The 23,853-nt window shown below is 69.9% G+C and carries 24 protein-coding genes and 1 pseudogene; 13 read left to right on the forward strand and 12 right to left on the reverse strand.

Features of this window, described 5'->3' with window-relative positions; all coding sequences use genetic code 11:
- Positions 1–34: 34 nt before the first annotated feature.
- Positions 35–1,738 carry a sensor histidine kinase gene (locus OG707_RS40240; RefSeq protein WP_329127007.1) on the reverse strand — a complete coding sequence of 568 codons (1,704 nt, stop codon included), beginning with the start codon at positions 1,736–1,738 and terminating at the stop codon, positions 35–37.
- Between the two features lie 232 nt (positions 1,739–1,970).
- On the opposite strand from OG707_RS40240, the gene OG707_RS40245 reads away from it, so the two are divergent.
- Positions 1,971–3,032: a zinc-dependent alcohol dehydrogenase family protein gene (locus OG707_RS40245; protein ID WP_329127009.1), complete on the forward strand. Its 1,062-nt coding sequence runs from the start codon at positions 1,971–1,973 to the stop codon at positions 3,030–3,032.
- Between the two features lie 78 nt (positions 3,033–3,110).
- A complete protein-coding gene (locus OG707_RS40250; protein WP_329127011.1) occupies positions 3,111–3,917 on the forward strand; it encodes a universal stress protein in 807 nt (268 codons plus the stop codon).
- On the opposite strand, the gene OG707_RS40255 is transcribed toward OG707_RS40250, so the two are convergent.
- Genes OG707_RS40255 through OG707_RS40265 form a run of 3 tightly spaced genes read right to left on the reverse strand, consistent with a single transcriptional unit; the run spans position 3,845 to position 6,418 of the window.
- On the reverse strand, positions 3,845–4,570 hold the full coding sequence (locus tag OG707_RS40255; RefSeq protein ID WP_443071517.1) for an FAD:protein FMN transferase: 726 nt from the start codon (positions 4,568–4,570) through the stop codon (positions 3,845–3,847). The genes OG707_RS40250 and OG707_RS40255 overlap by 73 nt on opposite strands.
- Before the next feature lie 34 nt (positions 4,571–4,604).
- Positions 4,605–5,042, reverse strand: coding sequence for an FMN-binding protein (locus OG707_RS40260; RefSeq protein ID WP_329127014.1), 438 nt, complete (start codon positions 5,040–5,042; stop codon positions 4,605–4,607).
- A gap of 11 nt (positions 5,043–5,053) precedes the next feature.
- A complete protein-coding gene (locus OG707_RS40265) occupies positions 5,054–6,418 on the reverse strand; it encodes a ferredoxin reductase family protein (protein ID WP_329127016.1) in 1,365 nt (454 codons plus the stop codon).
- Positions 6,419–6,586: 168 nt separating this feature from the next.
- Between OG707_RS40265 and OG707_RS40270 the strand changes: the two genes are divergently transcribed.
- Both OG707_RS40270 and OG707_RS40275 read left to right on the forward strand, forming a co-directional pair.
- Complete coding sequence (locus OG707_RS40270) at positions 6,587–7,321, forward strand: response regulator transcription factor (RefSeq protein ID WP_329127017.1); 735 nt, start codon at positions 6,587–6,589, stop codon at positions 7,319–7,321.
- Positions 7,318–8,742, forward strand: coding sequence for a sensor histidine kinase (locus tag OG707_RS40275; protein ID WP_329127019.1), 1,425 nt, complete (start codon positions 7,318–7,320; stop codon positions 8,740–8,742). Before OG707_RS40270 ends, OG707_RS40275 begins: the two co-directional genes overlap by 4 nt.
- Positions 8,743–8,800: 58 nt before the next feature.
- Here the strand turns inward: OG707_RS40275 and OG707_RS40280 are convergent, their stop codons facing one another.
- Positions 8,801–8,962, reverse strand: coding sequence for a hypothetical protein (locus tag OG707_RS40280; RefSeq protein ID WP_329127021.1), 162 nt, complete (start codon positions 8,960–8,962; stop codon positions 8,801–8,803).
- A 473-nt stretch (positions 8,963–9,435) separates the two neighbouring features.
- Here OG707_RS40280 and OG707_RS40285 point away from each other — a divergent pair, with 473 nt between their 5' ends.
- The 3 genes from OG707_RS40285 to OG707_RS40295 all read left to right on the forward strand — a co-directional run bounded on the left by OG707_RS40285 (position 9,436) and on the right by OG707_RS40295 (position 13,357).
- Positions 9,436–10,383 carry an isopenicillin N synthase family dioxygenase gene (locus tag OG707_RS40285; RefSeq protein ID WP_329128218.1) on the forward strand — a complete coding sequence of 316 codons (948 nt, stop codon included), beginning with the start codon at positions 9,436–9,438 and terminating at the stop codon, positions 10,381–10,383.
- Positions 10,384–10,481: 98 nt separating this feature from the next.
- A complete protein-coding gene (locus OG707_RS40290) occupies positions 10,482–11,930 on the forward strand; it encodes an amidohydrolase family protein (RefSeq protein ID WP_329127023.1) in 1,449 nt (482 codons plus the stop codon).
- On the forward strand, positions 11,927–13,357 hold the full coding sequence (locus tag OG707_RS40295) for a nucleobase:cation symporter-2 family protein (RefSeq protein ID WP_443071454.1): 1,431 nt from the start codon (positions 11,927–11,929) through the stop codon (positions 13,355–13,357). Before OG707_RS40290 ends, OG707_RS40295 begins: the two co-directional genes overlap by 4 nt.
- Before the next feature lie 80 nt (positions 13,358–13,437).
- Here the strand turns inward: OG707_RS40295 and OG707_RS40300 are convergent, their stop codons facing one another.
- Positions 13,438–13,848, reverse strand: coding sequence for a nuclear transport factor 2 family protein (locus OG707_RS40300; protein WP_329127024.1), 411 nt, complete (start codon positions 13,846–13,848; stop codon positions 13,438–13,440).
- A gap of 154 nt (positions 13,849–14,002) precedes the next feature.
- Complete coding sequence (locus OG707_RS40305; RefSeq protein WP_329127026.1) at positions 14,003–14,914, reverse strand: LysR family transcriptional regulator; 912 nt, start codon at positions 14,912–14,914, stop codon at positions 14,003–14,005.
- A 148-nt stretch (positions 14,915–15,062) separates the two neighbouring features.
- Here OG707_RS40305 and OG707_RS40310 point away from each other — a divergent pair, with 148 nt between their 5' ends.
- Positions 15,063–15,476, forward strand: a complete 414-nt coding sequence (locus OG707_RS40310; RefSeq protein ID WP_329127028.1) for a nuclear transport factor 2 family protein — start codon at positions 15,063–15,065, stop codon at positions 15,474–15,476.
- 53 nt (positions 15,477–15,529) lie between these two features.
- Positions 15,530–16,468, forward strand: coding sequence for a zinc-binding dehydrogenase (locus OG707_RS40315; RefSeq protein WP_329127029.1), 939 nt, complete (start codon positions 15,530–15,532; stop codon positions 16,466–16,468).
- A gap of 16 nt (positions 16,469–16,484) precedes the next feature.
- On the opposite strand, the gene OG707_RS40320 is transcribed toward OG707_RS40315, so the two are convergent.
- Positions 16,485–17,843, reverse strand: coding sequence for a S41 family peptidase (locus tag OG707_RS40320; RefSeq protein ID WP_443071455.1), 1,359 nt, complete (start codon positions 17,841–17,843; stop codon positions 16,485–16,487).
- Positions 17,844–18,007: 164 nt separating this feature from the next.
- Here OG707_RS40320 and OG707_RS40325 point away from each other — a divergent pair, with 164 nt between their 5' ends.
- The gene (locus OG707_RS40325) at positions 18,008–18,403 is read left to right on the forward strand and encodes a nitroreductase/quinone reductase family protein (protein WP_329127031.1); all 396 of its coding nucleotides are present in this window, start codon (positions 18,008–18,010) and stop codon (positions 18,401–18,403) included.
- Positions 18,404–18,586: 183 nt separating this feature from the next.
- Here OG707_RS40325 and OG707_RS40330 read toward each other — a convergent pair whose 3' ends face one another.
- Together OG707_RS40330 and OG707_RS40335 are read right to left on the reverse strand one after the other, a co-directional pair.
- Positions 18,587–18,937: a GNAT family N-acetyltransferase gene (locus tag OG707_RS40330; protein WP_329127032.1), complete on the reverse strand. Its 351-nt coding sequence runs from the start codon at positions 18,935–18,937 to the stop codon at positions 18,587–18,589.
- Positions 18,938–18,998: 61 nt separating this feature from the next.
- Positions 18,999–20,213: an RNA-guided endonuclease InsQ/TnpB family protein gene (locus tag OG707_RS40335; RefSeq protein ID WP_329127033.1), complete on the reverse strand. Its 1,215-nt coding sequence runs from the start codon at positions 20,211–20,213 to the stop codon at positions 18,999–19,001.
- Positions 20,214–20,264: 51 nt separating this feature from the next.
- Here OG707_RS40335 and OG707_RS40340 point away from each other — a divergent pair.
- Positions 20,265–20,405: pseudogene (locus tag OG707_RS40340) on the forward strand (transposase); the annotation flags it as partial.
- Between the two features lie 201 nt (positions 20,406–20,606).
- Here the strand turns inward: OG707_RS40340 and OG707_RS40345 are convergent.
- Positions 20,607–21,056, reverse strand: a complete 450-nt coding sequence (locus OG707_RS40345; protein WP_329127035.1) for a YdeI/OmpD-associated family protein — start codon at positions 21,054–21,056, stop codon at positions 20,607–20,609.
- A 553-nt stretch (positions 21,057–21,609) separates the two neighbouring features.
- Between OG707_RS40345 and OG707_RS40350 the strand changes: the two genes are divergently transcribed.
- Positions 21,610–21,942: a metalloregulator ArsR/SmtB family transcription factor gene (locus OG707_RS40350; protein WP_329127036.1), complete on the forward strand. Its 333-nt coding sequence runs from the start codon at positions 21,610–21,612 to the stop codon at positions 21,940–21,942.
- On the forward strand, positions 21,939–22,685 hold the full coding sequence (locus tag OG707_RS40355) for a DUF2071 domain-containing protein (protein WP_329127038.1): 747 nt from the start codon (positions 21,939–21,941) through the stop codon (positions 22,683–22,685). The genes OG707_RS40350 and OG707_RS40355 overlap by 4 nt, the downstream gene beginning before the upstream one ends.
- 209 nt (positions 22,686–22,894) lie before the next feature.
- Here the strand turns inward: OG707_RS40355 and OG707_RS40360 are convergent, their stop codons facing one another.
- A complete protein-coding gene (locus OG707_RS40360; RefSeq protein WP_329127039.1) occupies positions 22,895–23,788 on the reverse strand; it encodes an NADP-dependent oxidoreductase in 894 nt (297 codons plus the stop codon).
- Positions 23,789–23,853 lie beyond the last annotated feature (65 nt).

Genomic DNA, 23,853 nt, shown 5'->3' on the forward strand with positions numbered 1-23,853 from the left:
GCGGACAGTGCTGCCCCGACCCCCGACCCCCGGCTCACGGCACGGGGGCACTCCATACGAGCAGAGTGCCCCCGCCGGGGCGGCCCTCGTGACGGAAGTCCCCGCCGACCGCACTCGCCCGCTCGGCGATGTTCTTCAGCCCGCTGCGCTCGGAGCCCGCCGAGAACCCCACACCGTCGTCGCCGACCGTCAGCGTCAACTCGCCCGCGGCCACCACCACATGCACGTCCGCGTGCCGGGCGCGGGCGTGGCGGGCGGTGTTGCTCAGCGCTTCACCGACCACGGCCACGACATGGTCGGCCAGCGGGGCGGGGACATCGGTGTCGATCAGACCATCGAGGCGGAGTGACGGGCTGAATCCAAGGGACGCGGCTGCTGACGCCGCGGTGACCGTCAGCCGCTGGCGCAGACCGCCCTGCCCGGGACCGGACTCGTGCGACCGCAGCCCGAAGATGGTGGAGCGGATGATCTTGATGGTGTCGTCGAGATCACCGACAGCCCGTTCCAGCCGCTCGGACGCCTCCGGATGCTGTACGAACCGCTGGGTGCTCTGCAGGGTCATCCCGGTCGCGAACAGCCGCTGGATCGCCAGGTCGTGCAGATCGCGGGCGATGCGGTCGCGGTCCTCCAGCAGGGCGATCTGCTCGGCGTCACTGCGGCGCTCGGCCAGCTCCAGAGCCAGTGCCGCCTGTCCCGCGAACCCCAGCAGAGGCTGTGACTCCGCGACACCGAACGCGGCCCGCCCCGTAGCCCTTACGAGCAGGAGCACCCCGCGCACCCCCGTCCCCGAACCCAGCGGAACCGCCACCGCCGGACCCATGCCCGCCCACCGCTCCTTCGCCTCCGTACGCGCGTCGGCGGCGATGTCCTGGCTCAGGACCGGCTCGCCCGTACGGAACGCCGCCGACAGGAAGTTCTCACCGTCCGGAACCAGCAGCCCGAGGTGCGCCTCCGCGCCGCGGCCGAGCGCCAACTCCACGCGCAGGCGCCCCGATTCAGGGACGGCCACGAGCCCCAGGTCGGCAGTGAGCAACTGCCGTGCATGGTCGACGACCAGGGCCAGCACCTGCTTCTGCGCCACGCCCGACAGCAGGCTCTGGGTCACCTCGGCGCTCGCGGCCATCCACAGCTCGCGGCGCCTGGCCTCCTCGTACAGCCGGGCATTCTCGATCGCGACTCCCGCCGCGACGGCCAGCGTCGCGAGGACCGCCTCGTCCTCGGCGTCGAACTCCTTCGCGCTGCGTTTCTCGGTGAGGTAGAGGTTGCCGAAGACCTCGTCGCGCACCCGGATCGGGACACCCAGGAAGGAATGCATGGGCGGATGGTTGTCGGGAAAGCCCGAGGATGAGGGGTGCTCGGCGAGTTCCGCCAGGCGCAAGGGCTCGGGGTGGCGGATGAGTTCGCCCAGCAGGCCGTGCCCGCTGGGCAGGTCTCCGATCCGGGACTGCAGTTCCTCCGCGATGCCGACGGGCAGGAACTGGGCGAGCCTGCGGTCGTGGCTGATGACCCCCAGAGCCCCGTACTCGGCATCCACCAGCACGACCGCGGCCTCCACTATGCCGTGCAGCACCTGGGGCAGATCCAGCTCCCGCCCCACCGACAACACCGCCTCCAGCAGCCCCTGTACACGATCACGCGTGCCGCGCACCGTGTTGATACGGACCTGGAGCTCCTCCAGCAGTTCATCCAGGCGCAGTTTGGGAAGTGCCTCCGGGTTCCGCTCGTTGTCCTGCTTCAACGGATCCTCCACCCTCGGACGCACCAGCGATGCGTACCTCGGTTCACCGTAGAGCGTGAGGCAATACCTGCGCCCGCCTCCGGCCAACTCTTAGGCAAGCGTACGAGGTTGAGTTCGCGCAACGGGGACCAGCAGCGGCGAAGGGGGACCGACCGGCCCCTGGGCGCCGCCCCCCGGCCCGGCGCACGGTGGGCACAGAGACCAACCGGCGTACAGACGAGGAGCGTTCGCCATGCAGGCACTCGTGTTCCACGGCCCCGGCCAGTCGTCCTGGGACAAGGTCCCCGACCCGGGCATCGAGCAGGCCACCGACATCATCGTGCGTGTCGACACGACCACCATCTGCGGCACCGACCTGCACATCCTCAAAGGCGACGTCCCCGAGGTACGCCCCGGAACCGTGCTGGGCCACGAGGCGGTCGGCGAAGTCGTCGAGACCGGCGCCGACGTGCGCACCGTGCACCGCGGCGACCGGGTCCTCGTCTCGTGCATCTCCTCCTGCGGACGCTGCCACTACTGCCGGCGGCAGGCGTACGGCCAGTGCCTGGGCAGTGGCGGCTGGATCCTGGGCCACCTGATCGACGGCACCCAGGCCGAATACGTCCGTATTCCCTTCGCGGACCTGTCCGTGCACCGTCTGCCCGAGACCGTGCAGAGCAACGACGCCGTCCTGCTCTCCGACATCTTCCCCACCGCCTACGAGGTCGGCGTCCTCAACGGCCGTGTCCAGCCCGGCGACACCGTCGTCGTGGTCGGCGCGGGCCCCATCGGACTGGCCGCCGTCGCGACGGCGAAACTCTTCTCCCCCGGGAAGATCGTCGCGGTCGACCTCGCCGACGCACGCCTCCGGGCAGCCGCCCGGCTCGGCGCCGACATCGTGGTCAACGCCGTCGAACAGCCCGTGGACGTGGTCAAGGACCTCACCGGCGGACTGGGGGCCCAGGTCGTCATCGAAGCCGTCGGCGTCCCGGAAACCTTCGAGATGTGCACCCGCATGGTCCGCCCCGGCGGACACGTGGCCAACGTCGGCGTGCACGGCAAGCCCGCCCGGCTCCACCTCGAAGACCTTTGGATCAAGAACGTGACGATTACGACCGGACTGGTCGACACCTACTCGACGCCCGTCCTGCTCGACATGCTCGCCGCCGGGCGCCTGCCCGCAGCCGAACTCGCCACCCACCGTTTCGCCCTGGGCCAGATCGAGGAGGCGTACGACACCTTCCACCGGGCGGCGGAGACCGGCGCCCTCAAGGTCCTCCTCAACGGCGCACACACCTTCGCCCCCGCCCGCTGAACCCACGGGCCCTGCCCCACACGCCAGCGCGCGACAGCACCGCACCGGCAGGCCGTCGCGCGAGAAAGGACACCAGTCATGCTGCGCGGACACGTCATCGCGGGCGTCGACGGATCTCCGGCAGCCGTTCAGGCACAGGACGCGGCAGCCGTCGAGGCCGTGTTGCGCGGAGTCCCGCTGGAACTGCTCTACGCCGTACCCGATCCGGACGAGGCACCCCCGATTCTGACCGCGTGTGCAGCACGGGTGCGCGCCCGCCACCCGGGCCTCGAGGTCCACGCCACCGCGGTGAGGGAGGGCCCGGCCGCGGCGCTCGTACGCCATGGGGCCGGAGCGGCGCTCATCGTGGTCGGTCCCCGCCGCACCGGCCGCTTCACCGGCGCTGTGCTGCCCTCGGTGACCCGCCGCACCGCGGCCCGCACCCGCACTCCGCTGATGCTGGCCAACACCCCGCACACCCGCCCGCCGACCGCGCCGGGCCCGGTGATCCTTCTCCTGGGTCACGAGGACGAACAAGACGCCGACGCGGCCCTGTTCGCCTTCACCGAGGCGGCCCGCCGCGATGTGGCACTGCTCTGCTTCCGCGCGGACGGCACCCCCGCACGTTCGGCCGACGGCTCCGCACTGCTCGGGGCCGTGCGACGGAGCACCCGCACGGACCGCATGCGCAGGCTGCTCGACGCGACGGGCAGCGCCGGCCTGTTGGTCATGCGGCAGCACCACGCGCCGCTCCAGCGTTTCCACCCCCGTCCCACGACGCGGGACCTCCTGATCAGGCACAGCTGTTGCCCCGTTGTCGTGGTTCCCACCTCTCAGGCTTCGTACCGGTGGAATCCCGATGTGCTCCACTGGCGGCCGTCGGGCAGCACGGCCAGCGCTTCGTAGCCGGCGAGACCTTCCACCCAGTCCTGTGCACCCTCGCCCCGGGCGAAGGCCGCGGTGGCGTAGGTGTCGGTGAAGGTGAGCCGGGGGCCGACGAGGGTGAGAGAGGCGAAGGCGGTGGCGGGTGTGCCGCGGTGCGGATCGAGGATGTGGGCACCGCGTTCGGCCGTGCCGGAGGTGGCGACGGCCAGGTCGTGCGGGGCGGTGACGACGGTGAGCAGCTCCCCGGGGTGCAGCGGGTGGGCGATGCCGATGCGCCACGGTGTGCCGCGGGCGGCCTGCCCGCGGAGCTGGAGGTCGCCTCCGCCGTTGATGCAGGTGTGGTGGGCGCCTGCCTCGTAGAGGAGTTGGGACGCCGTTTCGGTGGCCCAGCCCTTCACGAGCCCAGAAGGGTCGAGGGTTCCCGCGGGGACGACGCTGAACCAGCCGTCGCTGACATGGGCGGCTTCGGCGCACAGGGACAGCACCTCACGTACTTCGGACGGGCAGTCGCCGAGGCGGATCTCCCCCCGGTCGAGTCGGCTGATGTGGCTGTCGTGCCGGTAGGTGGAGAACACGGCGTCGACCCGGTGGAGTTGCCGTACGGCCTCCGCGAGCGCGCTGCGGATCGCTGAGGTCGGCTCGTCGCGGATGTCGAAGGAGAACACGGTGCCCATGACGTGCTCGACGTGGCGAAGTCCGCGCGCGGTGTCAGGCACGGGCCTGGTCGAGAGCGCTCTGCAGGGACTGGATGTAGCCCTGGCTGGTGTAGCTGGCTCCGGAGACGGCGTCGATGTGCGCGCTCTGGGCGCCGAGCGCCTCCTGGGTGAGGCGGGGCAGTGCGTACGAGGCGATCTGCTGGTCGCGGCCGTTCTGGTCCGGGGCCTGGAGAACCTTGATGCCGGTGATCTTCCCCTTCGAGAGGGTGGCGGCGACCTGCACGGTTCCGTACTGGGTGTCGATCGGATCGCCGGTGAACGTGCCCGTCCCCGTGCCCGAACCGGTTGTAGTGCCCGACGAGGTGTCTGGCGAGGAAGCGGGAGTACGCGGGCCCACCCCGGCGAGAGCGGGGAGCTGGTGGGGCTTGAGGGCGAGCAGCGCGACGACGAGGGCACTGATCCCTGTGGTCGCGAGGACGGCACGGCGCATAGGGGTTCTCCTCAGAACGCGAACGACTCGTGGTGGATGCGCCGTGCCGGGACGCCGGCTTCGCGCAGGGCCCGGATCGCGGCGTGCGTCATGCCGGGCGGACCGCACAGGTAGACGTCGTGCGCGGCCAGGTCCGGGACCAGGGAGCTGAGACCACGGGCAGTGAGGGGAGAGGAGTACGCGGCGGGTTCGTCGACGACGTAGTGCACGGTCGCCCGCCGGCGGGCCGCTATCGCGTCGAGCTCACCGCGCAGCGCGAGGTCCTGGGCGCGGCGCGCCCGGTAGATCAGGGTCACGTCGCCCGGCAGCGTCTCGAACAGCGTCCGCAGCGGGGTGATGCCGACACCGCCGGCCAGGAGCAGGACCCGGGAGGTGGAACGGCGGCTCGCGGTGAAACCCCCGTAGGGCCCCTCGGCCCACACCCGGGTGCCGACCGCCAGACGGGCCAGGGCGGCGCTGTGCCCGCCCGCGGTCTTCACCGTGATGCGCAGGTGGCCGGGGCGCGCGGGAGCCGAGAGGGAGTACGGGTTCGCCGTCCACCACAACCCGCGGGCAAGGAACCGCCAGCGCAGGAACTGCCCCGGTTCACCGCCCAGTTCGTCCAGGCGCTCACCGGTCAGATGGACGGAGACCACACCGGGCGCCTCGGGATGCACGGCCGCGACGCGCAGCCGGTGGCGCAGGCCGCGCCGTACAGGGAGGGCGAACCGGTACCAGGCGAGCAGCGCCGAGACACCGAGGAACAGGGTGTACCAGGCAGTCTGGGCGAGCCGGTTGCCGACGAAGTCCGCCCCGTTGGAGAGCTGGTGCCCGAAGGTGAGAAAGACGGCCAGGTAGGTGGCGAAGTGCAGGTAGTGCCAGGTCTCGTAACTCATTCTCCGCCGGGCCGCGCGAGCCGATACCACTCCCGTGGCCACGAACAGCAGGAAGCCGGCCGTGCCCTTCAACAGGTCGGGGTAGTGCAGGACGAGCGTGGCTGTCTGGCTGACCACGCCCGTACGGGAAGACAGGGAGTAGCCCCAGATGATCAGGAGGGTGTGGGCGAGCGCCAGCGACACCGTGCAGCGGCCGCCCCACGCGTGCCAGCGGGCGAGCCGGTCCGTGCCGATGGTGTGGTCCAGGATCGGTATGCGCGCCATCAGCGCCAGAAGGACCGCGCAGGCGTACCCCGCCAGCAGGCCGGTGATGCGCCCCGCGCCGGTGAGCCAGCCTGCAGGACCGACCACCGAGGTCGTGTCGGCCCACCAGAGGGCGAGCACCCCCGCGGCACCGGCCCAGATCACCAGGGGTGCCAGCAGGGGCACGACGCTGCGGTGCGGGCGCCGGTGGCGCATCCCGCGGCCCGCATAGGCGGTGCGGCTGAACGTGGTGGTCATGGCTCCTCCGGCGACTGCTCAATCCCGTACGGGGCGGTCAGCCTCACAGCCCGAGCTCTGTGTACCTTCTGAATCCGCCCCACCCGTCGGCCTCTGTGCCGATTGAGAGGAAACTCAGAGGCACGGGACGTCCGGTCGCGGCCCACGGCAGGGGATGCTGAAAGGACCATGGACGAGCCGCGCACCACATCGCTTCTGCACCGCCCCGACGGAGGCCCCGTACGGATCCTCGTGGTCGACGACGAACCCGACGTCACTGACGTCCTGGCCGGTGTCATGACCACCGAGGGCTGGCAGGTCCGTACAGCATCCGACGGCTCGAGCGCGCTCACCGCAGCGCGTGACTTCCGGCCCGACGCGGTGGTTCTGGACTGGATGCTCCCCGACCTCGACGGGCTGCAGGTCCTGCGCGCGCTGAGACGCGAGGCGCCCCGGGTGTGCGTGCTGTTCCTGACCGCCCGCGACGCGGTCGAGGATCGCATCGCGGGCATCACGGCAGGCGGCGACGACTACGTCACCAAGCCCTACAGCCTGGAAGAAGTCCTCGCCCGCCTGCGCGGCCTCCTGCGGCGGGCGGGAATGGCGACCGAACCGGGCCAGCACTGGCTGACCGTCGGGGACCTGACCATGGACGAAGAAGCCAGGGAAGTCCGGCGCAGCGGTGCCGTCGTCGAACTCTCCCGTACGGAGTTCGAACTCCTGCGTTTCCTCATGCGCAACCCGCGCCGGGTGCTGTCCAAGGACCAGATCCTCGACCGGGTCTGGGCCTACGACTTCGGCGGCCGCGCTCATGTCGTCGAGCTCTACATCAGCTACCTGCGCAAAAAGATCGACGCCGGCCGCACTCCGATGATCCACACCGTGCGCGGTGTCGGCTACGTCCTCAAGCCGGAAGCATCGTGAGACGCCTGGGACCCCGTACGCTGCGGGGCCAGCTCACCGCAGGACTCGTCACGCTGCTCGCCCTGGCCTGCCTCGCCGTCGGCATCACCACCGCCCTCGCCCTGCGCGGATTCCTCATGGGACGACTCGACCAACAACTCACCGCATCCGGCGGCCGGTTCGCCGCAAGCCTCGAACACGAAGCCAAACCCGACGCCGACAACCGCCCCGACACCCGCGGCCAGTCCGAAACGACCTTCGGCGCCCGGCTCCTCGACGGCACCGTCACCCAGGCCGCCGTGGTCGACGACTCGACCGACCGCCCCCTCCGGCTCACCGCCGATGACCGCCACGCCCTGGCCGGAGTCCCCGCGGACGGAAACGGGCGCAGCATCTGCCTGTCCACGCTGGGCAAGTATCGGGTCACGGCCGTCCGGGGCGACGACCAGGACATCCTCATCACCGGTCTGCCCCTGCACCCTGTCGAAGAGACCGTCCACCGCCTCGAAGCCGTCGAAACCGTCGTCTTCGGCGCCGCGCTGCTCGCCACTGGCATCGCCGGCGCCTTGTGGGTACGCCTCTCCCTGCGCCCCCTCCAGCGCGTCACCTCCCGAGCGGCCGAGGTCGCCGCACTGCCCCTCGCCAGCGGCGAAGTCGCGATGCCCGGCCCCCTTTCCGACACCGACCCGCGCACGGAGGTCGGCCAGGTCGGCACCGCCCTCAACCACATGCTCGGACACGTCGAAGACGCCCTCACCCGCCGCCAGGCCAGCGAGGAACGACTCCGCCACTTCGCCGCCGACGCAAGCCACGAACTGCGCACCCCCGTCGCGAACATCCGGGGCCACGCCGAACTCGCCCTGCGCCACAACGGCCCCGTCCCGGGCGACGTACGCCACGCTCTGGAACGCATCAACGGCGAGTCCCAGCGCATGACCCGCCTCGTCGACGACCTGCTTCTCCTCGCCCGCCTCGACGCCGGACGCCCCCTCGACCACGAGCCGCTCGACCTGACCCTGCTGATCCTGAACGCGACCGACGACGCACGCGCCGCGGGCCCCGACCACCACTGGCTCCTCGACCTCCCCGAAGAACCCGTCACTGTCACCGGCGACGCACACCGTCTCCAGCAGGCCATCGGCAACCTCCTCGCCAATGCCCGCATCCACACCCCACCCGGCACCGAGGTGACCATCACGCTGGCCGTCGGTCCAACCGGCGTAGGAGTGGACGTGAGCGACAACGGCCCTGGCATCCCCGAAGATCTCCAACCCCAGGTCTTCGGCCGCTTTGTCCGAGCCGACCATGCCCGCTCACGCAGCACCGGCAGCACCGGACTGGGCCTCGCCATCGTCCAGGCAGTCATCACGGCCCACGGTGGAACCGCCACCGTCACCAGCAGCCACGGGCACACCGCCTTCCGCCTCACACTCCCCAGTTGACGCGCTCGATCGGATGCATCCAGAACGCCTCGCGCCCGCAGCCCCGAGGATTCCCCCTTCATCCCGAGCTGTCGCCGACCTGGGACTCGACCACGACGACCGTGCACAGTTCCCGGTCGGCGTCGACCTCATGATCGCGGGCGTCACGGCCCGCCCGCCGCCCAGCCACCGCGAGGATCGGCCATGAGTCCGGTGCCAGGTTGCGGCCGGGCTGGACCATGACGTGCCGCCGAGCGCGGAGGCAACGTCGCGTTCCAGTTCCTCCTGGAACCGCATCTGCAACCGGTGGACCTCAATCGTGGCGTCGAGCGGCATCAGGGCCCAGTTGCCCAGCATGCTCACCGTCGTTCACCGACCGGCTTTAACGCAGGAGACACCTTCCGTAGCACTCACGTAACACCTGGGCGCAAGACTCTCGCCATCGCGCAGCTCCCGGGATCGACGGGCTCATCCGCCCGCCGGGGCTGCAAGCTCACGACGCGTCCGGCAGCAAGGCCGGTGCGTGCGTGCCCGGCCCGCCGCGTGCGGGACGGTGGAAGCGCCGGGGGCGGTGACCGCGCTTCGTTCCCCCGCGTACGGGCTCAGCGGCCGCGTACGTAGTGACCAGGGAGAACCACGTTGACCACACAGCCGTACGACATACCCGTCGAGCGAGAGCCCGGGGCTGAGCAGGAGCTCGACCGGGAGCGGCGGATGGGTGCCGCGCCCGGGACAGCGACCGTCACCCGGGACATCCGGGTCGTCGATCTGACCGACTTCGAAGCCCGGCGCGACGACATCACCGAGGAGTTGTGGCAGGCCGCCACCGAGATCGGTTTCTTCCAGCTCTCCGGGCACGGCCTCGACCCGGCCGAGATCGACGAGGCGTTCGCCGCAGCCGAGGCGTACTTCGATCTGCCCGTCGGCATCAAGAGCGGCCACGCGCTCAAGAAGGGTCTGAACACGGGCTGGGAGTACCGCAGTCAGGTACGCCCCTCCACCGGTACCCCGGACGAGAAGGAGTCCTACCAGCTCACCCGGCCGCACATGGACGGGCTGTGGCCGGACGAGGGGGAACTGCCGGGATTCCGTGAGACCTTGCTGGATTTCGAGCGCCGCTGTCACACGCTCGCCCACCAGGTGCTGTCCTGCTTCGCCGAACGTCTCGGCCTCGCCCGTGACTTCTTCGCCCGGCGGCATGATCCGGCGAGCCCCCTGCACCAGAGCACCCTGCGGCTGCTGCACTACTACGCCGTCCCCGAGAAGGCACGCGGCACAGCGGAGGGCGGGTGGCGCGCCGGAGCTCACACCGACTTCGACTGCCTGACTCTCCTCTTCCAGCGCGATGGGCAGGACGGTCTCCAGGTGTGCCCGGGCAAGGAGGCCGACAGCCGCGCCTGGACGCCCGTACCGGCTCGCGCCGACCTCATCACCTGCAACATCGGCGACATGCTCATGCGGTGGAGCGGCGATCTCCTGCCGTCCAACTTCCACCGGGTCGCCGCGCCCGGTCCGCAGGACGACCAGGGTCCGCGCTACTCCATCGCCTACTTCGCGCAGGCTGACCGGGACGCGGTGATCGCCGCGCCGGACGGGCGCCACGCACCCATCACCGCCGAGGAGTACCTGCGGCAGCGCATCGCTGCCAACTTCGCCGGCTGACCGGCAAGCCGCCCTCGGGGGTGGCTTCTGCCGCCGTGGCCGCGCGAGCGGTCACGGCGGCCCTTCTCCTACACCCACGCACGAAAGCGGGGTCCCTCATGTCCGAACCACGTCCGTGCACGCTGTTGTTGTCCGGTGCCCAAGTGGTCACCGTCGATGACGCGCGCACTGTTCACCCCGACGGCGCGGTGGCCGTCGACGGCGATCGCATCGTCGACGTCGGCCCCACCACCGACCTGGTCGCCCGCTGGCGGCCGCTCCGCACCGTCGACTGCCGCGGCAGCGCCGTCCTGCCCGGATTCACCGACGCTCACACACACCTGTTCCAGAGCCTGGCCCGCGGCATCGGCGATGGTCTCGCCATCGGGCGGTGGCTGAACGAGTTCATGTGGCCGTACGCCATTCACCTCGACTCCGAGGATGCCCGGATCGCCGCCCGACTCGGTGCCGTGGAGGCCGCCCGGGCCGGCATCACCACGGTCGTCGACCACCACTACGCGCCCAGCGACCCCGAGACCGTCCTGGCCGTCGCCGACGCGATCGAGGAGATCGGGCTGCGCGGGGCAGTCGCCCGCGGCATGCTCGGTGACCGTACTGCCGTCGCCGACGCACGGGGCCTGCCCACAGCCCTTTACCGCTACAGCACCGAGCAGGAACTCGACCTCACCCGGCAGTGCATGTCCGCGCGTGGCGCCGAATCCATGGTGCGCGTCTGGCCCGCCCCTCTCAACCTCTCCTACGGTGACCGGGATCTGGTGCGCGGAGCCGTCGCCCTTGCCCGTGAGCACGGGGTGCGCTGGCACACCCACTGCAGCGAGGGGCCCAAGGACCCGCAGAGCTTCCTGGGCCGGTACGGGGAACGGCCGGTGGCCTGGCTGGCGGCCGAGAACCTGCTGGACGAACACGCCACGCTGGCCCATGCGGTGTGGCTCGACGAGGAGGAGACCGAGGCGGTCGGTGCGTACGGGGCGGGAGTGGCGCACTGCCCCTGCTCCAACGCGTACCTGGCCTCCGGCGCGATGCCCTGGCGCGGCCTGCGCGACGCGGGCGCGATGGTGGCGCTCGGTACGGACGGCCCCAGCGCCGGCGGTCGCCAGGACATGTTCGAGGTGATGAAGCAGACCCTCTTCGGGCAGCGCCTGAGCAGGCTCGATCCAACTGCCGTGCGGTGCGAGGAGGTTATTGAAGCCGCGACGCGCGACGGTGCCCGGTACGCGGGTGTCGAAGGCGGCGGGGTGATCCGGCCGGGCGCGTTGGCCGATCTGGTGGTGGTGGACCTGAAGGGAACAGCCGTACAGCCCCTGCACCGGGCGGTGTCCGCACTCGTCTACTCCGCCCGTGCGGCGGACGTCGCGATGACGCTCGTGGGCGGGCGCATCGTGTACGAAAACGGCCACTGCCCGGGCGTCGACGAGGAAGCTCTGGTCGCGCACGCGCGGGAGCGGGCGGAGCACTTGGTGCGGCGGGCGGGATTCGGGGCCCTGACAGAGCCATGGCGTAACGGCAACGGGAATCAGGACCGGCGGACAAGGGTGGCGACATCGTGACCGACACACGCACGCAAGCGGCGCAGGTGCAGGTGCAGGACAGGACAAGCGCCGGAGGCCCTGCCGTCGACCCGGTCGAAGCAGTGCCGCGATGGTGGCGACTGGGTGCGCTGGGCCTGCAGCACGTCCTCGCGTTCTACGCGGGTGCGGTGGTCATGCCGCTTTTGGTGGCTCAGGGGATGGGGTTGACCGCTGCTGATACGGCGGCCCTGATCAACACCGCGCTGGTGGCCTGCGGGGCTGCGACGCTTCTGCAGGCGGTCGGCCTGCCGGGCATCGGAATCCGACTGCCCGTGGTCCAGGGCATGTCGACCGCAGCCGTGCCCTCCTTGGTGTCGGTCGGTGTTGTCGCGGGCGGCGGGAAGGCCGGACTGCCCACGGTCTTCGGAGCGGTGATCGCGGCGGGAGCGGTTCTCTTCCTCGTCGCACCGGTTTTCGGCCGACTCATACGCTTCTTCCCTCCGCTGGTCACCGGCACCATCGTGATCATCGTCGGCGTGACCCTCATGGGTGTTGCGGCGCGGCAAGTCGGCGGTGGCGACTCCTCCGCACCCGACTTCGGCACCCCTGCGCATCTCGGCCTGGCCGGTGCCACGCTGGCGGTGATCGTGGTGCTGTCCCGGTTCGCCAAGGGTTTCCTCGCGTCCGTCGCCGTGCTCGTGGGCCTCGCCGCCGGAACGGCACTGGCTGCGACCGTGGGACGTACGGACTTCTCCGGGATAGGCAAGGCCGACTGGGTCGGCATGCAGGCCCCGCTGCACTACGGCGCACCGCGCTTCGACGTGATGGCCGTCCTCGCGATCGTCCTCGTACTCGTGATCATCGCAGTGGAGTCCATCGGCCAGTTCTTCGCTGTCGGAGACATCGCCGGACGGGAGGTCGGCGAACGGGACATCACCCGTGCACTGCGCGCCGACGGACTGGCGACCGTCCTGGCCGGGCTGATCAACTCCTTCCCGACCACGGTCTACTCGCAGAATGTCGGACTGCTGCGGCTGACCCGCGTCACCTCCCGCTGGATCGTCGCGGCGGCCGGCGTCCTCATGCTGGTCCTCGGCCTGATGCCCAAGGTGGGTGCGGTGGTTGCCGCCATGCCGGCCGACGTGCTGGGCGGCGCGACCATCGTCCTGTTCTCCACGATCGCTGTCGTCGGCGTACAGATCCTCGTCAAGGCCGACCTCTCCGATGCCCGCAACACCGTGCTGGTCGCGGCGAGCCTCGGCATCGGATTCCTCCCCACCGCCTATCCGCAGTTCGCGGAGCACATGCCCACGCGGCAGCTCCAAGTGCTCTTCGAGAGCGGCATCATGCTCGGCACACTCTCGGCCGTCCTGCTCAACCTGTTCTTCCACCATCTGGGCCGGACTTCCGCCCGCCCTGCGCACACCGCCGCCTCACCGTCCGGCACGAGCGAAAAGGCCATTTGACCCATCTCGCTGCCCACCCGACGCACGGCGGGGCCCGAACGCCCCGCAGGGGCCGCCAGGTGTGGTCCGCGGCAAGTCCGCTACGCGGGTGCGACGAGGGCGCGCTCCCAGTGCTGGGTGTCGGCGTACTCGCGCATCGTGCGGATCTTCCCGGCACGTACGACGAAGACCCCGATGTTCTTCTCGTGGTACGGGCGACCGGTCTTGCCGGTCGCCCAGGAGTCCCATTCGACGAGCAACTGCTCGCCCTCGCCGAAGACGTTGGTGACCTTCAGTCCGATCTCCTTCTCCCCGTCCAGGTGGGCGAACGCCGTCGCCAGGAAGCCGTCGATCACCTGATCCCGGCCCTGCCAGGTGCTGGAGATCGGGAGGTCGCCGCCGTACCAGCAGGAGCCGTCCTCCGCCCAGCTGTCGCGGATGGTCTGCTGATCGCCTGCGGCCAGGGCATCGAAGTAGCGGAGTACGACCTGCCGCGTCTCGGAGGTGGTCATGGTGAAGTGCTCCTGTTCGGGGGGTGATTGTGGACACCCCCGACCCTAGGAAGGGCCGGTGCGGCAGGGGAAAGACCTGTTCCGGATCGGTTCAGAACGAACCGGCATAGCTGCAGGCCGGGAGTCGTACGTACGAGGGCCCGGTGCGCGGGACTCACGCCGGTGGGCGGAGCCAGCCGTGGTCGCGGGTGGTGCGGGAGGCGACCTGCAGCAGCCGGGCCGTGGCGGGGCGGCCGGTGCCGCCGCGCGTGAGCAGGTGGATCTCGATGGTCGCCGCCGGGGACAGCGGCCACCACACCAGCCCGGCAGGAAGGCCGGGCAGGGCGGACTCGCCGACGACAGAGACGGCCTCGCCCCGGGCGACGGGCATGTAGGAGGCGTCGAAGGACAGTTGGCGCTCGAGCAGCCTCGGTGAGATTCCGGCGCGTTCGAAGATGCCGGTGATCGCGTCGTAGTGGCCAGGGTTGTCGCTGCGGCTGTGGACGAGCACTGTCTTGTCGGCGAGCGCGGTGACGGCGATCTCGTCCGGATCGGCGGCGAGGGGGTGGTCCTCGGCCATGAGTACGCCCTGGGGTTCCAGGCGCACCAGGGTGCGGACCAGTTGCGGGGTCGGCGGCGGGCACCGGACCAGGCCGGCGTCGAGTGTGCCGTCGGCGACGCCCGCCAGGATCTCGGCGGTGGGCAGCAACCGCGTGCTGACGCTGATACCGGGATGGGCCTCGGCGAGCGCGGCGAGCAGGGTGGGCGCGGTCTCGTATCCGGTGCTCGCGCTGTAGCCCACCGACACGCTGCCGCACTCGCCCGACGCGAAGCCGCGCACGTCCCGCCACAGCCGGTCGGCCTCCTCGCAGAGGGGCGCCCCGCGCTCCATCATGAGCCGGCCGGCCTCGGTGGGCTCCACCTGCTGAGTGGTGCGCTCCAGCAGTCGTACGCCCAACTCCTGTTCCAGTTGGCGTATTTGGCGACTCAGGGCGGGCTGGGCGATGTGCAGGCGCTCGGCGGCCCGGGTGAAATTCCGCTCCTCGGCTACGGCGAGGAAGTAACGGAGACGTCGAAGATCTGCCATGCCACGCACCCTACAACCGCCCTGAACTGGACTTATGCCGGTCTGTTCTGGACCCGGTGCGAACAGGTCTTTCCCTTCCACGGTGGGGGATTCCTAGTGTTCGAGGCGTCGGAAAGCCGACGCCTCGAACACGGAGAAGGGACTCACCATGAACCAGCAGGAAATCACCCGAGCGAGCAAGACAGTTGTCCAGGCGTACATGGACACACTGATGACGGGCGACATGGACGCGCTGCGTGACTTCTTCACGCCCGACGCGACCTGGACGCTCGCCGGCGATCTGCCGCTGTCGGGAACGTGGACGGGCCCGGACGAGATCCTCGGCACGTTCGTGCCGGCGATGGTGGCCCGGCTGGTGCCGGAGTCGATGGAGTTCGAGTTCGAGGGACTGATCGCGGAGGGCGAGCGGGTCCTCGCCGAATGGAACACCCGGGGCCTGGCGCGGGCAGGCGGCCGCTACGACCAGCACTGCCTGGCGATCTTCACGGTCCGGGAAGGCCGGATCACCGCCGTGCGTGAGCACTTCGACACCCTCCACGCCAAGACCGTCGTCTTCGCCTGAGCCGCACCCCGAGTCCCCTGAACACCCGCGTACTTCAACAGGAGCTGTGAACCATGAAGGCCATGCTGCCCGGATCCGCCGCCGATGCCGACAAGCCCGTCGTACTCGGTGAAGTCGCCGAGCCCGAGCCCGCCGCCGGCGAGGCCGTCGTCGCGGTGGAGGCGTACTCCGTGAACCGGGGCGAGACCTTCCAGCTCGACGGCGGCCTCGACCGCCGCTGGGCAGGATGGCGCCCCGGCAAGGACGTCGCAGGCACCGTCGTACGGGCGGCCGCCGACGGCACAGGACCAGCGACCGGAACCCGCGTGGTGGCCCACCCGCCGGCGTACGGCTGGGCCGAGCGCGTCACCGTGCCCACCGCGAACCTGGCCGAACTCCCCAACAGCGTCGACGCCGTGACCGCCGCGGCCCTCCCGCTCGCCGGGATCACCGCACTGCGGCTGCTGCGCGCCGCCGGCCCGCTCGCCGGCCGCCGCGTCCTGCTCACCGGGGCCAGCGGGGGAGTAGGCCACTACGTGACCGAACTGGTCGCCGCCTCCGGCGCGGACCTCACCGCAGTCACCGCCACGGCGGAACGCGGCGCGCAACTCCTCCAGCTCGGCGCCACCGAACTGGTCACGTCGGCGGCCGACGCGACAGGCCTGTACGACGTGGTGCTGGAATCGGTCGGCGGGGCCTCCCTGCCCGCCGCGCTGGCCCGCCTGGAGCCGGGCGGGCTGCTGGTCTGGTTCGGCCAGGCCAGCCGCGAGCCCGTGACGCTCGACTTCTTCGACTTCTTCAAGGGGCCGAACCAGGCGCGCATCGCGCACTTCGACTACACGGCAGCGGACACGACGTACGGCCAGGACCTGACAGCGCTGGTCCGCCTGGTGGCCGCAGGCCGCCTGCACCCCGAGATCGGCACCGTACGCGACTGGAGCCGCACCGCCGACGTCATCACCGAACTGCGCGGCCGGAGGATCCGCGGCAACGCAGTCCTTACCGTCGGCTGATGCGGCGGCGATCAGTTCAAGTGCCGACCGGCGACGAGGACTGACGCAGCAGGGCGAGGGCCGCGTCGAAGGCCGAGTCGCGGTCCTTCGCGAACTCCTCGTCGGTGAAGACGGGCGTGCGGACGTTCGGCGGGATGCCCGTGCCGTCGTACGTCGTCCCCGAGCGGTTGAGGAACAGCTCGTTCGGCAGCCAGACCTCCATGCCGTTGGGGAGCGTGCGCGTGAGGGTGTCGGAGAAGACGCCCTGCGTGGGCTGCCCGATGCGCACCGTGGTGCCGGGCCGGTCGATGAGCGCCTGGGTGAACGTCTCGCCCGCACTGACCGTCGACCCGCCGGTGAGCACGGCGATCGGGCCCGTGTAGCGCGGTACGCCGTGTGCGGGCCGCACAGCGATGGGCTGCGGGCGCGTGTACTGCGTGCGCTTGCGGTACGCGGTGTACGGGGTGTCCGTGAGGCGCTCCGCGATGTGCAGGCCGAGCGAGTCGTAGCCGCCGCCGTTGATCCGCAGATCGATGACCAGGCCCTTGAGGGAGTGTGTCCGGCGCTCGGTCAGCACGGCGTTCAGCGCCTTGTCGAGCTCCGCGAGGTGGACGGCGTACGACCGCTCGTCGCCCGCGTATCCGGCGAATCCGGAGATTCGCAGATACCCCTGCCCGCCGGGCAGGTCCGCGTAGCCGATACGGCCGTCCGCGAACCGGCGCAGTTCGCGGCCGCCGAGGTCGCGGCGTTCCACGAACTCCTGCACTTTGGCGTCCAGTTCGGGTCCTGGCACGACCGTGCCGGGGCGGCCCTGCCCGAAGTGCCGGTCGCCGTCGATGACCGCGACGTGCGCGTCGTACAGCGGCTTCACCATCCCGGTGAACAGGGCGAAGAGTTCGTCGCGCGTGGTGTCGGCGTGCACTCGGGGTCGGTATGTGTCCCGGACCGCGTGCCAGTCGATGCCCTTGGCGGCGAAGAACGGGTAGTTCTCTTCGAAGGACTGCCAGAAGACGTCGAACGCCGTCACCGGGTCGTTCGGCAGCGGCCGCGTGCAGACCTCCGGCAGATGCGCCAGCCGGTGCAGTTCGCGGTGGCCGGGCGAGCCGGACAGGCTCAGTGTCCCCGGGCGTACGGTGAGAACGGTCCCTTCGGAGTCGGTGTAGGTGCCGGGGCCGGTGCGCCGTGCGGTGTCGCCCAGCACACAGCCGGCCCGGGACGTCTGGTACTCCCGCAGCCGCCCGTCCGCGATCGACAGCACCGTGCCGTAGCCGTCCACACGCCAGACGCCCTCGGAACCCGTGGTCCCGGTCGCCGCCGCGGGCGTCACGGCGACTGTTCCCCCGATCAGCGCGAGTGTCACGATCGCCGTCGCAGCCCTGGAAGTCCTGTGTCGCACCGCGGTGTCCTCTCCCCGTACGCATCACTGCCTGACGCCTCCGACGATGGCCGATGGGACGTCAGGGAACCATCCGGCGGCCCGGTTGATCGACAGGGGGGTTAACCCGACCGCCCGTACGGCGCAGACGGGGTACGGACCGGTAGAGCGGCTAAGGTGCCGCCATGTCGCGCCCCCGAGAGACCAAGCACCGTATCGTCACGACGTTCCAGCGCCGGGTCGCCAACCCGCTGTCGACCCGCTTGCCGGGCCAAGCGGTTGTCGAGACCACCGGCCGCACCTCCGGCCTGCCGCGCCGCACCCCGGTCGGCGGGCGCCGCGTCGGCGACACTTTCTGGCTCGTCTCGGAGTTCGGCTTCACGTCGCAGTACGTGCGCAACATCCAGGCCGATCCGACGGTCCGCATCCGCCTGCGCGGCCGCTGGCACCATGGCACCGCGCACCTGCTCCCCGAGGACGATGCCCGAGCCCGGCTCAAGCAGCTTCCCCGCTACAACAGCGCCGCAGTGCGCGTCTTCGGTACCCAACTCCTGACGATCCGGATCGACTTGACCGACTGAGCAACCTCCCGACGGGCAGTGCCGGAGGGCGGTGGGACCGACGGCCACGCCACTCCCACTCCGGTCCGTCCGCGACCGGGCCGGGGACAGAGAAGGAGAACACCCCGCCGGAGTGAGGGCTCGACGGATCTCCTGGGCCGCCGCAGCATTGATGAGACATAGGGTTCACTTCCAGAACGCGGCCTAACCGCTGTGCCCGGCGCACCGGGAGACACGCTCCGTCGCGGTGTGGCTCATCCAACGGGCCTCGATCTCACGTCCGTTGGGGAGCATGTGCCGGGCCGGCCCGTCGGCAGGGACGAAACCGACGCGGGCCAGCGACCGTGCCGAAGCGATGTTCGCCGACTCGTGCCCGGCTCGCACGGTGCGCAGGCCCAGATGCTGGTGACCGAGGACCGTCGCGGCCCAGAACAGCTCCGCGCCGAGCCCCTGTCCTCGCGCATGGGGCGCCAGCTGCCCGCCGATCTCCCCAGTGTCGGTGTCGATCCCCGCGCTCCCCGCATATCTGCCGTCGTCCAGACGGACGCAGAGCAACTGCCTTTTCAGGGAGCCCGGTTCTGTGACTCCTCCACCCCCTGAAGGGGGTGGCTTCTCGCTATGCCTGGTTGGCATTGCGATGGACCAGCCCGGCCCGTAGAACGTTGGTTGCTCCGACTTCGTCGGCGTGCGCCTGATGGTCGCACGAGACGCAGTGGAACTTTTCCTGTGTGGGCCGGTTCTCCTTCGCGGTGTGCCCGCATTGGGGGCACTGGCGGGAGGTGTTGCGGGGGTCCACGGCGATTGCTTCTCGTCCGGCGCTTTCAGCCTTGGCGTGCAGGATCGTCAGGAACACCCCCCAACCGGCGTCGGCTATCGCCCGGTTGAGCCCGGACTTGGCTGCGGCCCCGTTAGGCAGGAACGCGCCCGGATGGTCGGGGTCGGGTTTCGGCTGGGCGGTCTTGCTCATGTTGCGGATCTTGAGGTCTTCGTGCGCGATGACGTCGTGCTCACGGACCAGGTCGAGCGCGGTCTTGTGCGCGTGGTCGAGTCGCTGGCGTCGCACCTTGCCGTGCAGGGCTGCGACGCGTTCGACGGCCCGTTGGTGGTTGCGGGTGCGGTGGTGCGCCCTGCAACGCGGGTAGCGGCTCAGCGCCCGTTGTGCTGCTTGGAGCTTCGCGGCTGCATTGCGGGCATGACGCGGGTTTTTGATGTGCGCGCCGTTGGAGTCGGTCAGGAACGAGGCGATGCCCATGTCGATGCCGACCACGCTGCCTGTCGTGGGCAGCGGTTGGGGCCGGGCCTGTTCGGCGGTGAGCACGACGAACCATTTCCGGCCCTCGCGCTTGACCGAGACGGTCTTGACCTTGCCGACCACCGGCCTGTGCTGGTTGACCTTGACGTGACCGACGCCTTGGAAGCGGACGCGGGTGACGGGGTCGTGCGCGGTGGCATCCCACCGGCAGCCGTCGCCGTCCTTGGGGAAGTCCACCGTGTCGAACCACATTGCGCCACGAAAGCGCGGATAGCCCGGTGCATCACCGGCCTTGATCCGGCGGAAGAACGCGGCGAATGCCTTGTCCAGGCGGCGCAAGGTGGCCTGCTGCGAGCTGAATGACCAGCGGCCGTGACGCTCGGGGTCGAAGGCGCGGATCTCCTTGAGCTGCGCGGACTGCTGTCCGTACGTGATGCTCGTCCTGGAGACGTGCCGGTAGGCGTCGCGACGCTCTTGGAGTGCGCCGTTGTAGAGGCCGCAGTGATCGCGCAGCATCTCGCCCAGCGCGATCGTCTGGCGCACGGTGGGCCGCATGAGGAATTTGTACGCACGGATCATCTGGCCCACCCCTTCCCGCAGTTGTTTCGTTGGCCATACTGCGCGTGGTGTATGTCACCACGCTGGGAACAAAATACCGATATCCGCCGGGGCCGTCACGTCGTCTCCACCCTCCACGTTCACTTGGTTTTCGTGACCAAGTACCGGCGCGAGGTCTTCAACGACGAGATGCTGACCCGCTGCACCGCCATCAGCTCACCTGACGGAGAAGGTAAACCGACCTGCACCTGAACCGTGACTCAGGTGAGGAACTGTCCGGAGGAGAGGGTTCCAAGATTTTCGTAGGCATTGTCGTCGTTACCGTGGACAGCCCGGCTACTCGATTCCCACCCGTTGCGTCGGTTGACGCAGCTGCGCGTGGGACTCGCTTCTTCGGGCCGGCCCGGCACTCTGCTAACGGGCGTTGCCGGCGGCGAGGGTGGCGACGGACTTTTGGATGCGCCGCTGGCGTGTTGCTTCGGTTTTGGCGCCTTCGATCGACAGGACGTGCGCGCGGCGGTTGCTGTAGGAAAGGGCGTCGAAGAAGCGTCGGGCCGCCGGTTCGGCGTCCAGAGCTGCGGCGAAGTCGGCGGGGACGGTGACTTGGCGGGGTTCGGTGTCCAGGTGGAGCTCGATCTCGATGACGTCCCCGCCGCTGATGCCGGTCTGCTGGCGGACATCGGCGTTCAGGCCGAGCATGTAGGTGCCGTTCATCGGGGCCACTGAGTTCCGGAAGGTGTGGTCCCCGATGGTGACGCGGACCTTCGGTCGCTTTCCGCCGCCGAGTGCCTCGACGACCTCGGGCGGGACGGCGACACCGGTCGCGGTCTTTCCGGCGAGCAGGACGGTGGTCTGGAACTTCATGGCGGATCTCCCTGTTCATGGGGAAAGCGACGACCTCTTCGGGTGAAGGGTTCTGCGTGTGCCGTTCACCAGTTCAGACGGTGCTGTACAGCAGAACTCATCGCCCCCGGGCCGCGCATGCCGTCGAGTAACTGGGTTCGTCTGGTTAGCCAGGTTGCGATCTCGTCGACGACCGCAGGGTCGACGTGCCCCGGCCGCCGCGATATCGCCCGACCGCAGTTCGGCCGCCAGGTAGGAGAACACGCACACCTCCAGGTGGAGGGAGCGGCATTCTCCCTGGGTGAAGGAATTCGCAGCGTCGTTCGCGGCCACCTCCCCGGCACGCAGTTTGGTGGCCATTGGGGCGTTCCGCGCGTACCAGGTGCCGGGGCCGTACAAGGTGCCGTAGCGCAGGACCACATGGTCGGGCAGTTCAGCCCATCGCACTCTCCAGGGCCTGTACCTCGCGGATGGTAGTGGTGCGTGGCTCGGCGGTGGTGAGATCCAGCGTTAACTGCCGGCGGAGGTCGCGGGGCCCTTGTTAGATGTTTAGCTAAGATGCTAAATAAAAGGCATGACAGAAGCTCAGGACGAGGCAGGAGCCTTCCGTGCTCTCGCCGATCCGACGAGGCGCCAGATCCTCGAGGACCTTAGAGGCGGTGAGCTCGCGGCTGGCGTCATCGCCGCCAGATTCGCGATCAGCGCACCTTCCATCTCACGACATCTCGGTGTGCTCAAGGGAGCCGGACTGGTCACCGAGCGACGGGAGGGCAACCGGATTGTCTACGCGCTCGCCGAGGACCGCCTGGCCACCTGCATCGGTCGGTTCCTCAGCGCCGTCTGCCCCGAGCAGTTCGTGCTTCGCCACACCAAATGGCGCCCTGGGGTGCAGAGCGAGGGATCATGAGGCAGCCGCGACTGTCCAGTGTCGTTGAACGACGGCTACTGGTGAACTACCGAGTCGCGTCGGATGTCGCGGCACGCCTGCTCCCCGGGCCACTGCGCCCGCAACTGGTGCATGGCTACGCGGTCGCGGGCATCTGCTTGCTGCGCCTGGGAAGTGTCCGGCCGGCCTGGGCGCCCAAGGCGTTCGGACTGCGGAGCGAGAACGCGGCACATCGGATCGCCGTCGAGTGGGACGGGCCGGACGGCGTGGAGACCGGCGTCTATATTCCACGGCGCGACTCCGCCTCGCGACTCAACGTCTGGGCAGGAGGACGCTTCTTCCCCGGCGAACACGGCCGAGCCGACTTCGAGGTGCACGAGACACCCAGTCAGATGCGCGTCGCGCTGGCGACATGGGATGGCGACACCCGAGTGGATGCCACCGTCGAGCTGGCCGACGAGCTGCGAGGCAGCGAGCTCTTCGCCGATCTTGCCGAGGCTTCCCGCTTCTTTCGAGGCGGGACGAAGGGCTTCTCGGCCACCAGCTCCGGCCGTCACCTGGACGGCATGGAGCTGCGGACCAATGCATGGCATGTGGAAGCCGGCCGGGTTCGCTCCGTTGCCTCGTCCTTCTTCGAAGACCCGGACCGCTTCCCGTCAGGGAGCGCGACCCTGGACTGCGCTCTGGTCATGCGCGACGTCCTCGCCAGTTGGTGGCCGCTCCCGGCCATGGCTTCGGAGCAAAGTGCTCAACTGACCTGCTGAAGCGCGCAGTCGTAGCTTCGGTTCCGGTGGCGTGTTGCCTCGTCGGGTGTCGGCGGCGGTGAGGTGAAGTCGCAGGCGCAGTCGAGGGTGTCTTCGGGGGCCCGGTGTGTGCCGAGGGTGCGGGTTGGTGCGCAGGTTCCGGGTGGGCCCCGACAGAAGCGCTGCAAGGAATTCGGCTTGCCGTGCCGTGTGACGGCGCCGGAGGCGGCTCAGATGACCAAGACTCGGCGCCCGCGCGTGTGACCGGCGTAGCTGTCGACGTGGGCCGCCGCGGCCTCGGCCAGCGAGTACGACTTCTCGACCGGGATGTGGAGGCGGCCCCGCGTGATCAGGTCAACGGCCTCGGTGAGCGCCGCCGACACGCTTCCGGCCGCGCCGGAGAACCGGACACCGAACTCCGGCGCACCGAGATCGGCGATGGAGACGACCTTCTGCGGACTCCCGGTCAGCTCGACGAGCTCGCGGATCACGCCCGAACCAGCCAGATCGAGAGCCGCGTCGACGTCGCCGAGCCGCTGAACCCGCTCGCCCCAGCCCTCGTCGTACGTCGTGGCGAGGGCGCCAAGGCTGCGCAGATACTCCTGGTTCGCGGCACCGGCGGTGCCGATCACCGTGATGCCGCGGTCGCGGGCGATCTGTAGCACGGCCGATCCGACTCCTCCGGACGCGCCGCTGACCAGGAGCGTCTGCCCGGGCCGCACACCGACCTCGTGGATGACGCGCAGCGCCGTCTCCACCACGGAGGGGTACCCGGCCGCCTCCTCGAACGTCAGCCCTTCGGGCATCCGGGCCCAGGCCGACAGTACGGCGAACTCGGCGTAGGTGCTGGCGCCCTCGCCGAACACCCGATCACCGACCTCAACGCCTACGACTCCCTCGCCTACCTCGTCCACCACCCCGGCGGCGTCCAGCCCGACGCCGGAGGGCAACTCGATCGGATGGGCCCCCAGCACCTGGCCTTCACGAATCCTCCAGTCGACGGGATTCACGCCCGCCGCCCGCACGGCGATGCGTATGCGGCCGGCACCCGCGTGGGGCTCATCGGCATCAACGAGTTGCAGAACGTCCGGACCGCCGAACTCGGCGAAGCTCACCTTCTTCATGCCGCCGAACGTAGCACTACCAGATAGCTTTCCATAACGGTTACTCTTTCATACCTGATAGCCTA

Origin of the sequence: Streptomyces sp. NBC_01465, assembly GCF_036227325.1 — a bacterium.
Lineage (GTDB): Bacteria > Actinomycetota > Actinomycetes > Streptomycetales > Streptomycetaceae > Streptomyces.